This window comes from Streptomyces sp. NPDC006385 (assembly GCF_040612485.1).
Classification (GTDB): Bacteria; Actinomycetota; Actinomycetes; order Streptomycetales; family Streptomycetaceae; genus Streptomyces.
On sequence record NZ_JBEXQG010000022.1, the window covers coordinates 54783 to 68582 of the forward strand.

Annotated in this window: 9 protein-coding genes; 6 read left to right on the forward strand and 3 right to left on the reverse strand. The window is 70.0% G+C overall.

The features are described 5' to 3' along the window. Nucleotides 1-14: 14 nt before the first annotated feature. The 5 genes from ABZ078_RS19175 (at nucleotide 15) to ABZ078_RS19195 (ending at nucleotide 9175) form a co-directional block, all read left to right on the forward strand. Complete coding sequence (locus ABZ078_RS19175) at nucleotides 15-887, forward strand: acyl-CoA thioesterase II (RefSeq protein ID WP_356576710.1); 873 nt, start codon at nucleotides 15-17, stop codon at nucleotides 885-887. Nucleotides 888-1519: 632 nt separating this feature from the next. After that, nucleotides 1520-3874, forward strand: coding sequence for a glycosyltransferase (locus ABZ078_RS19180; protein WP_356576712.1), 2355 nt, complete (start codon nucleotides 1520-1522; stop codon nucleotides 3872-3874). Further along, nucleotides 3871-5112, forward strand: coding sequence for an acyltransferase (locus tag ABZ078_RS19185; protein WP_356576714.1), 1242 nt, complete (start codon nucleotides 3871-3873; stop codon nucleotides 5110-5112). Before ABZ078_RS19180 ends, ABZ078_RS19185 begins: the two co-directional genes overlap by 4 nt. A 284-nt stretch (nucleotides 5113-5396) precedes the next feature. Beyond that, nucleotides 5397-7673 carry a DPP IV N-terminal domain-containing protein gene (locus tag ABZ078_RS19190; RefSeq protein WP_356576716.1) on the forward strand — a complete coding sequence of 759 codons (2277 nt, stop codon included), beginning with the start codon at nucleotides 5397-5399 and terminating at the stop codon, nucleotides 7671-7673. A 161-nt stretch (nucleotides 7674-7834) separates the two neighbouring features. Further along, entirely contained in the window at nucleotides 7835-9175 is a 1341-nt protein-coding gene (locus ABZ078_RS19195; protein ID WP_356576831.1) for an erythromycin esterase family protein, read from the forward strand. A 566-nt stretch (nucleotides 9176-9741) separates the two neighbouring features. Here the strand turns inward: ABZ078_RS19195 and grpE are convergent. From grpE to ABZ078_RS19210, 3 genes are all read right to left on the reverse strand, one after another. Next, nucleotides 9742-10326, reverse strand: coding sequence for a nucleotide exchange factor GrpE (grpE, locus tag ABZ078_RS19200; protein ID WP_356576718.1), 585 nt, complete (start codon nucleotides 10324-10326; stop codon nucleotides 9742-9744). Next, complete coding sequence (gene dnaK / locus ABZ078_RS19205) at nucleotides 10323-12209, reverse strand: molecular chaperone DnaK (protein ID WP_356576720.1); 1887 nt, start codon at nucleotides 12207-12209, stop codon at nucleotides 10323-10325. The genes grpE and dnaK overlap by 4 nt, the downstream gene beginning before the upstream one ends. A gap of 178 nt (nucleotides 12210-12387) precedes the next feature. After that, the gene (locus ABZ078_RS19210) at nucleotides 12388-12849 is read right to left on the reverse strand and encodes a J domain-containing protein (protein WP_356576722.1); all 462 of its coding nucleotides are present in this window, start codon (nucleotides 12847-12849) and stop codon (nucleotides 12388-12390) included. Between the two features lie 153 nt (nucleotides 12850-13002). Here ABZ078_RS19210 and ABZ078_RS19215 point away from each other — a divergent pair, with 153 nt between their 5' ends. Further along, nucleotides 13003-13455, forward strand: coding sequence for an Hsp20/alpha crystallin family protein (locus tag ABZ078_RS19215; RefSeq protein ID WP_356576724.1), 453 nt, complete (start codon nucleotides 13003-13005; stop codon nucleotides 13453-13455). Nucleotides 13456-13800: the final 345 nt, after the last annotated feature.

Genomic DNA, 13800 nt, shown 5'->3' on the forward strand with positions numbered 1-13800 from the left:
GGAGAATCCCGCCCATGACGACGAACCCGGCCGAGAGGCTCGTCGACCTGCTCGACCTGGAGCAGATCGAGGTCAACATCTTCCGTGGCCGCAGCCCGCAGGAGTCCCTCCAGCGGGTCTTCGGCGGCCAGGTGGCCGGTCAGGCGCTGGTCGCCGCCGGGCGCACCACGGACGGCGAGCGCCCCGTGCACTCGCTGCACGCGTACTTCCTGCGCCCGGGGCGGCCGGGCGTGCCGATCGTGTACCAGGTCGAACGGGTGCGGGACGGCAGGTCGTTCACGACGCGCCGGGTCACCGCCGTGCAGCAGGGTCGCACGATCTTCAATCTCACCGCCTCCTTCCACAAGCCCGAGGAGGGGAGCTTCGAGCACCAGCTGCCGCCGGCCCGTGAGGTCCCGGACCCGGAGTCGTTGTCGACGGTCACCGACGAGATCCGGGAGCATCTGGGCGCGCTGCCGGAGCAGTTGGAGCGGATGGCCCGGCGTCAGCCCTTCGACATCCGGTATGTGGACCGGCTGCGCTGGACCGAGGACGAGGTCAGGGACGCCGAGCCGCGCAGCGCGGTGTGGATGCGGGCGGTCGGGCCGCTGGGCGACGATCCGCTGGTGCACACCTGCGCGCTGACCTACGCCAGCGACATGACCCTGCTGGACGCCGTGCGCATCCCCGTCGAGCCCCTGTGGGGCCCTCGGGGCTTCGACATGGCGTCGCTGGACCACGCCATGTGGTTCCACCGGCCGTTCCGCGCGGACGACTGGCTGCTGTACGACCAGGAGTCCCCGATCGCGGTGGGCGGGCGCGGCCTGGCCCGAGGCCGGATCTACGACCGCGAGGGGCGACTGGTCGTGTCGGTGGTGCAGGAGGGACTCTTCCGCAAGCTGGGCTGACCTGTCAGCCCGGCGAAGTGGTGGAGGATGCGGCGGGACACGGGCCGAGCGGTGCCGCGCACGCCGGGCGCCAGTGGTCGGCCGTAGCCGCCTGGTAGGCGGTGCCGTGGCTATGCGTCCAGGTCGTCGTGGCCGCGGATGCGGGCACGCCGGCGAGCATCGTCACCCCAAGGGCTACCGCTACCGCAGACCCGTACCGGTACCTCACTCGGATACGCATGGTGTCCTCTCCCTGTTCGACATGGGTGGTTCGACATGGGTGGTTCGACATCGGTGGTACGTGCGCTCGCCCATGCAAGCGCCATGGCCAGCGTGGAGGGACTCTTCCCCGCGAGGTACCCGCAACCTTTGAGGTGCGGGCCGGACGTATGTCGTGCTAGGCAGCCGTTCGCGAGCCCGTGACGGGTGTCCGGCTCGCGCGGCGAGTCTCGCGTTCAGGGCGCCGCACCCGCACACCCGGTCACTCGATCTCCTTGGCACGGGCACGTAGATGCAATGAGAGTGTCACCCCGGTGAAGACGTGCCGTCACAGTTCCCTGTGAGGCTACTGTGCTCAACTCCCGCGTTCTACGCGGGGAGAAGTCGACAACCAGGTCCTCCCCCCACATCCGAACAGGATCGGACCCACATAGATGCACACTGAACTGAGGCGCCCACCCGCGCCCCGGACCGCTTCCGCCTGCCCTCCGACCGAGGGGCAGGGCGCTCCGGGCCAACCGCCAGAAGGCCACGTCCTCGCGGTCGGCACCCCCGGCCCCCGACGCGAAAGGCTCACCCGCACCCTCGAGGCCACGGGCTACGCCGTCACCCACGCCGCCCCGGGCGAAGTCGGCCGCAGCGTCGAGCAGACCCCACCCGACGCGATCGTCGCCCTCGACGGCCCCGGCGTCGAACAGTCCGTAGCGGTGGTACGGGAGATACGCACCGCGCCCCAAGGCCAGGTCCTGCCCCTCGTCATGGTCACCGCTGACCGTGAACCCACCGGCGTGGCGCGGCTGTTGCGCAGCGGCGCCGACGACTGCCTGCCCGAGGCCGCCGACCCCGTCGAACTGTCGGCCCGGATCGCCGCCAAGCTGCACCGCGTCCCCGTCCCCGTCGAGCGGCTCGCCCTCGACCCGCGCACCGGCCTGTACTCCGCGCCCCACTTCCGCGCCGAACTCGACCGTGAACTGCGCCGGCCCGGAAGCCGTCCCGGACGCCGCGACGGCGTCCTCGCGGTGGTCGGCGTCGCCGAGGCGGATGTACTGGAGGAACGGTTCGGCGCGCGGGTGCGCCGTGAGGTCGCCGAACGCCTCGCCGGGGTCGCGGAGCGGCTCGGCAACGGCAGCGACCGGCTCGGCTGGGACGAGGAAGGGCGGCTGCTCGTCCTCATGCCCGGTGTGGACGAGGAGACGGCCCGGCGCGCGCTGGCCGAGTTCGCCACCACCGTGGCCGGCACCCGGTTCGTGGTCGCCGACGAGAACGTACGGCTGACCCCGGCCGTCGGCTGGCTCCCGCTCGCGGACGCCGACGGCCACGCGGTGGGGAGAGCGGGGGACGCCGTCGCCGAGGCACTGCGCCACCGTGACCTGCGCCCCGTCCGCTACGAGCCGTGGATGCGGGGCACCTCCTCCCGCCGCCGCGCCCGGAAGGTCGTACGCCCGTTCCTGCTCGCCCTCTCGCCGCTGCTCGCGCTGCTGATCGGCGTGGGCGTGCCGTTCGCGCTGTACGAGCAGGCGTACGCGGTGCTGGGCTGGGACGTCGCCTCGGCGGTCTACTGGGTCGTGGTGGCCGGACTGGTCCTGTCCGCCGCGCTGATCCTCCTGGAATGCCTCTTCTCGCTGGACGCGCCCACCCGGCCCGCGACGCCCGCGCAGCCGTACCCGCCGGCGAGCGCGGTCATCGCCGCCTATCTGCCGAACGAGGCCGCGACGATCGTCGACACGGTGGAGTCCTTCCTCCGCCTCGACTATCCCGGCGACCTGGAGATCGTCCTCGCGTACAACACCCCCCACCCCCTCCCCGTCGAGGACACGCTGCGTCAAATCGCCCGCCGCGACCGGCGGTTCGTGCTGCTCCCGGTGCCCGGCAGCACCTCGAAGGCGCAGAACATCAACGCCGCCGTCACGCGCGTGCGCGGCGAGTTCGTCGGGATCTTCGACGCCGACCACCACCCCGCGACGGACGCCTTCCGTCACGCCTGGGACTGGCTGTCCCACGGCTACGACGTGGTCCAGGGCCACTGTGTGATCCGCAACGGCGACAGTTCCTGGGTGGCCCGGCAGGTGGCCGCCGAGTTCGAGGCGATCTACGCCGTCAGCCACCCCGGCCGGACCCGTCTCTACGGCTTCGGCATCTTCGGCGGCTCCAACGGCTTCTGGCGGACCGACCTGCTGGCCCGCATCCGGATGCACGGCTCGATGCTGACCGAGGACATCGACTCGACGCTACGCGCGTTGGCGGAGGGCGCGCGCATCGCCACCGACCGGACGCTGATCTCCCGGGAGTTGGCGCCGACCCGCCTCAGGCCCCTGTGGAACCAGCGGTCCCGCTGGGCGCAGGGCTGGCTCCAGGTGTCGCTGCGGCACCTGCGGCGGGCACTGCGGTCGTCGTCCTTCACACACCGTCAGAAGGCGGGGCTCGCGGTGCTGTTGGGCTGGCGCGAGGTGCAGCCGTGGCTGTCGCTGCAGATTCTGCCGATCCTGCTCCACTCGACGGTCCGCGCGGGCGGCGCGGACCGCATCGACTGGGCCACCCCGGCATGCCTGCTCGCCCTCGCCTTCACCCTCTCGGCCGGACTCGTGCAGACGGCGTTCGCGGGCCGGCTCGCGCTGCCCGAACTGCGTCGCAGGCGCGGCTGGTTCTGGCGGTACGCACTGGTGTCGACGGTCTTCTACACCCACTTCAAGAACATGGTTGCCCGGGAGTCGCACCTGAAGGAACTGCTGGGGGACCGCCGCTGGCGGGTCACGCCCCGCACGGCGGCGAAGGCGGTGGGGCAGGAGTGAGCAGCACACGCAGGGTCGAACTCCAGGGCTACCGGGGTCTGGCCGCCCTGAGCACGGTCGTCTTCCACGTCTGGCAGCAGTACTACGTGTACGACGCCGAAGGCGCCCATCCGCCGATCGACAATCCCCACCTCGGAGCACTGATCTCCCTGGAGGTCATCGACCTGTTCTTCGTCATGTCGGCGTACCTGCTGACGCTCTCCTACGCCCGGGCCGCGATCGACGGCGAGGACCGGACCCGCCCGGGCCGGGACTTCCTCTTCCGGCGCGCGACGCGCATCCTTCCGCTCTACGTCCTCGCGGTCCTCCTGGTCTGGTCACTGCGCAACCCGGCACTCCCCGGCGACTGGCGCGACCTGCTGGAACATCTCACGTTCACGCACGTCTTCGACCAGCAGCGCATCTTCTACACCCTGGGCCCGACCTGGTCGCTCTCCTTGGAGTTCGCCTTCTACCTCACCCTGGTCGTCGTCGGCCCCCTGGCGATCCGCGCCTGCCGCCGCCTGCGCACCCGCCGCGCCCGTGCGGCCCTGTGTGCGACGGGCTGTGCGGCGCTCTACCTGGCCCCGCTCACCTGGATCGCCGTCGCCCACCACGCCCTCGGTATCCCGCACACCAACTGGCCCGTGTACTTCGGCCCCCAGGCCCGCCTCGGCGGTTTCGCGGCCGGGATGGGTCTGGCGGTGCTGCTGGTCGCGCTGGGCGAGCGGGGACGGATCGGCGCGCGCCGGGCGACGGTGTCGGCGGTGACCGCGGCAGCCGGCCTGTACGCCCTGTCGTACCACTCCGAACCGGAGAACATCTGGCACACCTACTACCACCCCCTGGCCTCGCTCCTCTGGTTCGTCCTGCTCTACTGCACGCTCCACGTCCGCACGGCGGCCCGCCCCCGCTGGCACGCCCTGTTGTGCTCACGGTGGCTCACCGGCGTCGGCCTCGTCAGCTACAGCCTCTACATCTGGCACGAGCCGCTGATGCTGGCCCTGTACGACTCCGGCGTCCTGCCTTCCTCCCAGGCGGCCTTCCCGGCGGCGGCGCTGATGGTGGTCGCGGCCGGGGTGCTGGTCGCGACCGTGAGCTACTGGGCGGTGGAGTATCCGGGCAGTCTGCTGGCGGGGCTGCGGGACGGGAAGGGGCGTCCGCGCGAGTTCTATCCGGTGCCGAAGCCGAAGCCTGAGGCGGGGGCGGGGGCGGGGGCGGGGGCGGGGAAGAAACCGGAGCCCGCCGTCGTCAGCTGACCCGGTCTCCTGGCGACACGCAGTTCGCGCGAGGTCGTGCCGACGACTTCCACGAACTGCGTGTCGCGCGTCTTCGGCGCCGCGATGCCGCGCGTAGCGTTCAATCTCCACCCCATTGCAACGAAAGGTGCTGCGCGATGTTGCATTGAATTCATGACCGATGCAACGATTTTATCGGTCTGACCTGTAGTGATGCCTATCACTTGCAACGAGCTAGTTGTTGAATTCATGAACGCAACGTAGCTTTTCCTCCGTCAGAAACGACGAGCCGAGGAGACGACACCATGAGCACCACTCAGGACTACCAGGCCGCGGAGCAGCTCCTCCGTCGGCCCGCCCGCCCTGGCGAGCTCGTCATCGGCGACAAGGTCAGGCCGCAGTGGATCGACGGAGGCGCCCGCTTCTGGTACGCCGTGAGCAAGGGCGTGGGTAGGCGGTTCGTGCTCGTCGACCCGGCGGCGGGCACCCGCGAACCGGCCTTCGACCACGTCCTGCTCGCCGCCGCGCTGGCCGCCGCCTCCGGGCAACAGGTCGACCCCGAGGCACTGCCGTTCACGGCCATCGAACTGGCAGGCAGCGCCGTCGAGTTCGACGCGTTCGGCGAGCATTGGCGCTGCCGCCTGGACGGCTACACCTGCGAGCGGGCCGAGTTCACGCCGCCGGGCAACCCGCTGGAGGTGCCGTCACCCGACAAGAAGGTCGCGGTGTCCCTGCGGGGGCACGACTTGTGGGCGCGCTCGCTGTCCGACGGCCGCGAGTGGCCGCTGACCACCGACGGCGAGCCCGACCACCAGTACGGCACCAGCCCGGAGTGCCTCGGCAACGGCACCCTGCTGCGCAAGTTCGGCCTGCCGCACCTGCCGCCCGCGGTGGCCTGGTCGCCCGACTCGACGAAGGTGCTGACGCATCTCACCGATGAGCGCGGCGTCCGGCAGACCCACCTGGTGGAGGCCAGACCGGCCGACGGCGGTCCGCCCCTGCCGCGTACCCAGCGCTACGCCTACGCCGGGGACGAGAAGGTGCCGCAGGCCGAGCTGGTCGTGCTGGACGTCGCCGAGGGCACGGTGGTCCGCGCGCAGGCCGAGCCGCTGCTCACGCCGATGGTGTCGCCGGTCATGAGCAAGTGGGCCTGGTGGGCGCCGGACGGCTCGGCGGTGTACTACCTCAGCCAGCCCCGCGACCGGCGCACGCTCACCCTGCACCGGCTGGACCCGGTCTCCGGCGACGTCACCACCGTGCTCAGCGAGACCGGGCCCACCCGTGTGGAGCCCAACCAGTGGATGTACGAGCCGCCGATCGTGCGGGTGCTGGCCGGCGAGGTGCTGTGGTACTCGCAGCGGGACGGCTGGGGCCACCTGTACCGGTACGACCTGCGCACCGGCGAATCGCTCGGGCAGGTCACCTCCGGGCAGTGGGCGGTGCGGCAGATCCTGCACGTCGACGAGGCCGAGCGGGTGGTGTACTTCACCGCCTCCGGGTTGGTCGACGAGGATCCGTACCGGCGCACGGTGTGCCGGGTCGGTCTGGACGGCTCCGGCTTCACCGAGGTCACCGACGACGAGCTGGACCACATCGTCACCACGCCGGACACCATGGCGTACTTCATCGACTCCGCGTCCACGGTCGACACCCCGCCGGTGACGACGGTTCGCGACTGGTCCGGGCGGGTGCTGGTCGAGCTGGAGCGCGCCGACATCAGCAAGCTCAGCGCCACCGGCTGGACGCCGCCGGAACGGTTCCGCGTGAAGGCGGCCGACGGGGTGACGGACATCTACGGGGTGCTGTACCGGCCGAAGGGGTTCGATCCGGGGCAGCGCTACGCGGTGGTCGACAGCGTCTACCCGGGCCCGCAGGTGACCCGGGTCGCCCCCTGCTTCGACCCCGGCGGGACGGGCCTCGACGCGGAACCCCTCGCGGCACTGGGCTTCGTGGTGGTCGCGCTGGACGGGCGGGGCACACCGGGGCGGAGCAAGGCATTCCACGACGCCTCCTACGGTCACTTGGCCGACGCGGGCTGCCTGGCCGACCATGTCGCGGCCCTGCGGCAGCTGGCGCAGACCCGGCCGTGGATGGACCTGGACCGGGTGGGCGCGTTCGGCCACTCCGGAGGGGGGTTCGCCACCGTGCGGGCGATGCTGGACTTCCCCGAGGTGTACAAGGCCGGCGTCGCCCTCTCCGGCTCGCACGACGCCCGCTGCTTCAGCCTCGACTTCGTGGAGGCCTACGACGGCGCGGACAACCCCGACGCCTGGGCCCGCGCCTCCAACGTGGACCTCGCGGACCGATTGGCAGGCAAGCTGCTGCTCATCCACGGCGAAATGGACGACCGGGTCCACCCGGACCACACGCTGCGGCTGGCCGACCGGCTCATCGCCGCCGACAAGGACTTCGAGCTGCTCATCGTGCCCGGGGCCGAGCACGTGCTCATCGATTGCCTGGCCTACGTCCGCAAGCGCTGCTGGGACTTCCTGGTGCGCGAGCTGATGGGCACGCAGCCGCCGGCCTACCGCCCCGCCCCCGTCCCCATCGATCCTGAGTTGCTCGGCGAACTGTTCGCCTGAGCGCGACACGGCCCGAGGAGGCGGTCCGATGAGTCCCCTCAGCGCCCGCTTCCGTAGTCACGCAGGAACGCCAGGTGGTTCGACAGTGGGGTCGGGCCACGGTCCTTGCACAACGTGCGTGGACGTCCCTGTCTCAGAGCCCGGAGGAATCGAGAGTGACGATGACCCCTTGGACGACGCCGGTCCGGCTGAGTGACGAGGCGGTGATTCCGCTGTCCACGCTGGATCCGGCCGCGCCCCAGGACGACCTGGAATGGCTGGACGAGGCGATCGGCGACGCTCGAGTGGTGGCGATCGGCGAGAGCGCGCACTACAACCGCGAGTTCTACCGGCTCCGCCACCGCCTGCTGCGCTACCTGGTCGAACGGCACGGGTTCAGCGCCTACGCGATGGAATCGGGATTCGCCGAAGGGTGGCTGACCGACAACTGGGTGCGCGCCGGCGACGAGGCCGCCGACCAGCCGAACGAACCCGGCCGCGTCATGGCGGACGGCATGACGTCGCTGATGGGGCTGTGGACGCAGATGCGCGCCCACCTGACGTGGATGCGCCGGCACAATCTCACAAGCTCATCAACCGTCGGCTTTTACGGCATCGACCTGCCGGGCTCGGGAGTGTCTGCGCTGCCCGGTCTCGATGCCGTGATCGCCTACCTCGCCGAGGCCGACCCCGGCTATGACGTGGCCCCGACCATTCGGGAGACGGCCTTGGCCTGCGCGGCATCGTCAGTGTTCTCCGCCCATGCGGCCCACGAGACTTACGGGAAGCTCGCACCTGAGAGCAAGGACGCGCTGACCGCGAGCCTTGCCGATCTCACGGCCCGCATGAAGGCCCGGCGCGTCGACTACCTTCGACGCACGGGTGTCGACGCCTACGAGCGTGCCCTCCATTCGCTGGGCCTCACGGTCAACCTCGATGCGACTCTCCGGGAACAGTCACGTGGCACCTCGCACGGGATGCAGTTCGACATCCGCGATGCCGCGATGGCGGACACGGTGGAATGGATCCTGCGCCGGGAGGACCGGATCGTCGTCGCCGCCCACAACGCCCACGTTCAGCGCTGCCCCGTCGTCCTTCCCGGCGTGCCGTTGTCGACGACGATGGGCATGCAACTCGCCGCTCGGCGGGGCGCGGACTATCTGGTGATCGGCACGACCTCGGCGACCGGTCACACCTTCAACACCAGCGCCGACCTCCTGACCGGCAAGATCTTCCGGGAACTCGACGCTCCCCGGCCCGGGAGCCTCGACGCGCTGATGGCCGCCAGCCACGACGGATCCTTCGCGACCGACTTGCGGCGCCTGTCTCCGGCCGACGCCAGGACCGTTCGGACCGTTACCCAGCAGCGCGTCGGCGCCGACTATGCCGACGCCCGCCCCCTGGACGCCTTCGACATCATCGTCCACCTTCCCAGCGTCTCCCCGGCCGAACCCGACGAAGCGGCCCTCGCCCACGCCCCGCGCGATGTACGGGAGTTGTTCTCCCGCTGGATCCGGGAGTGAAAAGCAGCCGGGTACGCAGGGAGCGGCTCGCCGGGGGCAGAGGCAACCGGTTGAGCCGGGAGTAGATCTTCCAGTCCTCATAGAGGCTGGGTGCGAAAACGGCAGCGAGCAGTACGAGAGGGATCACGACAGCGGATATCAACACAGCTCATCCTCCCCGGGTGCTTTCCCGGTTGCTGGGTTCCGAACGTGTCAGCCTCGCTGCGCCGCGGGCGCGGGCCGGGCCCCTTCGGGCAGCGCGTTGCATTCACAGGATGCGCGGAGACTCGTGGAACGGGCCGGTCCGGGCCACCAGGCCCAGAGGCTGCTGCCGATCCCGGCCAGCAGCGGCAGGAGCAGCCACATAAGAGCGTCCATCTACGACTCCTCCCCTGAATGAATCATCCGTCGCTGTCACCTCCACCTCATATACACCGAGGCAGGGAATATGACAAACCAGCTCGAAAATTCTTGATAGCAGGAGACTCAAGCGCCGGAAGGCAGGGTTGCAAGTTGCAGAGAGAGCAACTGCTCCTTGTGTGGGGGGCCGTGGCCGGCACCGATGCCGACGGCCCCTGAAGTCCTTCCTACCGCCGGGCCGGCGGTGCGGCGACTTCCGCCTGAGCGGGCCGCAGCATCCGGTCGCCGACCCGGTAGCCGGGGCGCAGGATGGCCGTGCAGGTGGGCTGTTCCACGAGGTCGGAGCGGATGCAGGAGACGGCCTCGTGCACGGCGGGGTCGAAGGCGTCGCCCACCGCGCCGAAAGACCGCAGCCCCAGGGCGGCGAGTTCGGTTTCCAGCACCTCGGTGACGCGCTGGAAGCCGCCGGTGACCTCTCCTTGCCTGCGGGCCTGGTCGATGGCGTCCAGGACGGGGAGGAAGCCGGTGAGCACGTTGGCCACCGCTATCACGCCGACGTCCCGGCGATCACGACGGACCCGCTTGCGATAGTGGTCGTACTCGGACTTCACTCGCACCAGGTCCGCCGTGCGCTCCCGCAGTTGCGCCCGCAGCGCGTCGGTCTCACCGGCGGCCGCGTCCCCCTGCCGGGCAGGCTTGACCTCGCCCCGGCGGCGAGGCTCCAGGCTGGTCCCCGGACCCCGCCGCGTGTTGTCCCGGACGATCGACAGCGGGCGCTCGCCAGGGCGGTCGGTGTCGCTCGGGCGGATCATCCGGCGCCCCCCTGCCGCTTGTCCTCGTCGTCGACGATCTCGGCGTCGACGACATCCTCGTCCGGTCCGGTGGTACCCGCGCCGCCACCACCCGCGCCACCGCTCGCGCCGCCGGCGGCCTGCCGGCCCTGCGCCTGCGCGTACATGGCGGCGCCCACCTTCTGTGCCGCGGCGGTGACCTTGTCGGCGGCCTGCCTCAAGGTGGCGGTGTCTGCCGACTCGGCCTTGAGCGCCTCCTTGAGTTCCGTCAGGGCGCTGTCGACCTCACTCCTGACATCGGCGGGGATCTTGTCGGCGTTGTCGGTGAGCAGTCGTTCGGTCTGGTAGGCGACCTGCTCTGCGTGGTTGCGGGTCTCGGCGGCCTCGCGGCGGCGCCGGTCCTCCTCGGCGTGCTGCTCGGCCTCGCGCATCATGCGGTCGATGTCGTCCTTCGGCAGCGAGGAGCCGCCGGTGACCGTCATGCGCTGCTCCCTGCCCGTGCCGAGATCCTTGGCGGAGACGTGCATGATGCCGTTGGCGTCGATGTCGAAGGTGACCTCGATCTGCGGCACTCCGCGCGGGGCCGGCGGCAGACCGGTCAGCTCGAACATGCCCAGCTTCTTGTTGTACGCCGCGATCTCGCGCTCGCCCTGGAAGACCTGGATCTGCACGGACGGCTGGTTGTCCTCGGCCGTCGTGAAGATCTCGGAGCGCTTCGTCGGGATGGTGGTGTTGCGCTCGATCAGCTTGGTCATGATGCCGCCCTTGGTCTCGATGCCGAGGGACAGCGGGGTCACGTCGAGGAGCAGGACGTCCTTGACCTCACCCTTGAGGACACCGGCCTGCAGGGCTGCGCCCACGGCGACGACCTCGTCGGGGTTGACGCCCTTGTGCGGGTCCTTGCCGGTCAGCTGCCGCACCAGATCGGTCACCGCCGGCATCCTCGTCGAGCCGCCGACCAGGATGACGTGGTCGATGTCGGACACCTTGATCCGGGCGTCCTTGACCGCGCTGTGGAACGGACCCTTGCACCGTTCCAGCAGATCCGCGGTCAGTTGCTGGAACTGAGCCCGGGTGAGCTTCTCGTCCAGGTGCAGCGGGCCCTCGGCGGAGGCGGTGATGTAGGGCAGGTTGATCGTCGTCTCGGAGGACGACGACAGCTCGATCTTCGCCCGCTCGGCGGCCTCGCGCAGCCGCTGTACGGCCATCTTGTCCTTGGACAGGTCGACGCCGTAGCTGTTCTTGAACTGCTTGACCAGGTGGTCGACGATGCGCTGGTCCCAGTCGTCGCCGCCCAGGTGCGTGTCGCCGTTGGTGGCCTTGACCTCGACCACGCCCTCGCCGATCTCCAGCAGCGACACGTCGAACGTGCCGCCACCGAGGTCGAACACCAGCACCGTCTGATCGCTCTCCTTGTCCAGGCCGTAGGCCAGGGCGGCGGACGTCGGCTCGTTGATGATCCGCAGCACCTTCAGCCCGGCGATCTCCCCGGCCTCCTTGGTCGCGGTGCGCTGGGAGTCGTTGAAGTACGCCGGAACCGTGATGACCGCATCGGTGACGTCCTCACCGAGGTACGCCTCCGCGTCCCGCTTGAGCTTCTGCAACACCCGCGCGGAGATCTCCTGCGCCGTGTACCGCTTGCCGTCGATGCTTCCCGAGTCGGGGAATCGCCACTGTGCCTCACCCATGTGACGCTTGACGGAACGCACGGTGCGCTCCACGTTCGTGACGGCCTGGCGCTTGGCCACCTCCCCGACCAGCACCTCGCCGTTCTTGGCGAAGGCGACCACCGACGGAGTGGTCCGGGCGCCTTCCGTGTTGGTGATGACCGTGGGCTCCCCGCCCTCCAGCACGCAGACCACCGAGTTCGTCGTGCCCAGGTCGATTCCCACTGCGCGTGCCATGGTCCTCGCCTCCATACGAGTCCATCTCAGTTCCAGACCCGGAGCGGATGCACCTCGCTAGGAATCTAGATAAAGTCCACATTCTGGATTGTCAATGGGTCCCTGTTTCCGCCTTCTTGGGCGCTTTCGTGACGGGGTCCCCCTGCCGTGGATGCACTGCGAGCAGCACGGCCGTCTGTCACAGCCACGGATCCGTCTGCCGCAGCCACTGCCGCAGGACCCTCGCGATGAAACCGCGGTCATCCCACCCCAGTGGCTCTGCGAAGCGGGAGCCGACGCGCAAGGACACGGAAAAGACCAGCCCCTCCGGGGCGTCCGGCAAGCTGGACGTCTCACGCATCCCCCGGCTCGGGGAGGTCCGCGTCACACGCACGGGTACCGGCCGGCCGGCGGCGGACGTACTCGCCGTCGGGCTGCCGCGCCCGGCGTCGTACGCCGCGCGCCGTTCCGGATCGCGCAGCGTGTCGTAGGCGGCGAGGACGTCAGCGAGATCCTCCGCCGCTGCCGGACCCCCCGGCCGGGCGTCAGGATGCAGCGAGCGCACCAGCCTGCGATAGGCGGAGGTGACCTGCTGGGCGGAGGCGGAACGTGGCACGCCGAGGACTGCGTAGTGGTCGCGCCGCGGTCGCTGCCCGGGCATCAACCTCACCTCCCTTGGCCGCTTGACCTGCGCAAACTCCATGAACCTCCTACCTGGAACGCATACAACTTTGCTCACCCGTTGTCAATATTTCCGGTTTGCGGTATATGGGCGATGAGAGCGGTTCGTGGAAGCGGTCGTCGAAGACGGCCCATGTCACTGTCCGAGAGGAGTGTGACGGCGATGCTGCTGCGCACCGATCCCTTCCGTGAACTGGACCGCCTGGCCGAGCAACTGCTGGGTTCCGTGGCCCGGCCGGTGACCATGCCGATGGACGCCTACGAGCGCGAGGGTGCGGTCTGGGTCCACCTGGACCTTCCTGGTATCGCCCCGGACAGCATCGATCTGAGCGTCGAGCAGAACGTGCTGACCGTGCGCGCCGAGCGCCCCGCACCGGAAGTGCCCGAGTCGGAGATGGTCACGGCGGAGCGGCCGCACGGGGTGTTCCGGCGGCAGTTGTTCCTCGGCGAGACCCTGGACGTGGAGCACATCGAGGCCGGTTACGACGCGGGTGTGCTGACGGTCAGGATCCCGGTGGCTGAGCAGCCGACGTCCCGCAAGATCGAGGTCAGTCGCGCCGAGGAAAAGAAGGAAATCGCCGGCTGACGGCACAGGCGTACTGGCCCGTGACCCACCGAAAGCGGCTGGGCCACGGGCTTTCACCGACGCGCCCGGGCAATGCGGGCGAACCCCAGCCCTGTAGCCCGAAGCAGTCGCACGCCCGGGCTCCGCACTCTGCACCTGCCCTGCCCGGTCCTGGCCAGTCCGGTCCAGTCCTGGCCAGTCCGGTTCGGTTCGGTTCGCAGAAACCTGCTGGCGGCCCCCGCACTCCCCCGCCAGGTCGGACACCACCCCGTCAGCTGTCTCCGCCCGCGACCGGAAGGACAGCCGCAATGCAACGAAAGCCGACGGCCATCCGAAGGGAGGCAAGACGATGATCACCGAACTGGC

What these genes read in the sequence shown, in the direction of transcription:
- ABZ078_RS19175 (WP_356576710.1), top strand. Translation starts at nt 15, where the DNA reads ATGACGACGAACCCGGCCGAGAGGCTCGTCGACCTGCTCGACCTGGAG.
- ABZ078_RS19180 (WP_356576712.1), top strand. Translation starts at nt 1,520, where the DNA reads ATGCACACTGAACTGAGGCGCCCACCCGCGCCCCGGACCGCTTCCGCC.
- ABZ078_RS19190 (WP_356576716.1), top strand. Translation starts at nt 5,397, where the DNA reads ATGAGCACCACTCAGGACTACCAGGCCGCGGAGCAGCTCCTCCGTCGG.
- ABZ078_RS19195 (WP_356576831.1), top strand. Translation starts at nt 7,835, where the DNA reads ATGACCCCTTGGACGACGCCGGTCCGGCTGAGTGACGAGGCGGTGATT.
- grpE (WP_356576718.1), bottom strand. Translation starts at nt 10,326, where the DNA reads ATGATCCGCCCGAGCGACACCGACCGCCCTGGCGAGCGCCCGCTGTCG.
- dnaK (WP_356576720.1), bottom strand. Translation starts at nt 12,209, where the DNA reads ATGGCACGCGCAGTGGGAATCGACCTGGGCACGACGAACTCGGTGGTC.
- ABZ078_RS19210 (WP_356576722.1), bottom strand. Translation starts at nt 12,849, where the DNA reads ATGCCCGGGCAGCGACCGCGGCGCGACCACTACGCAGTCCTCGGCGTG.
- ABZ078_RS19215 (WP_356576724.1), top strand. Translation starts at nt 13,003, where the DNA reads ATGTCACTGTCCGAGAGGAGTGTGACGGCGATGCTGCTGCGCACCGAT.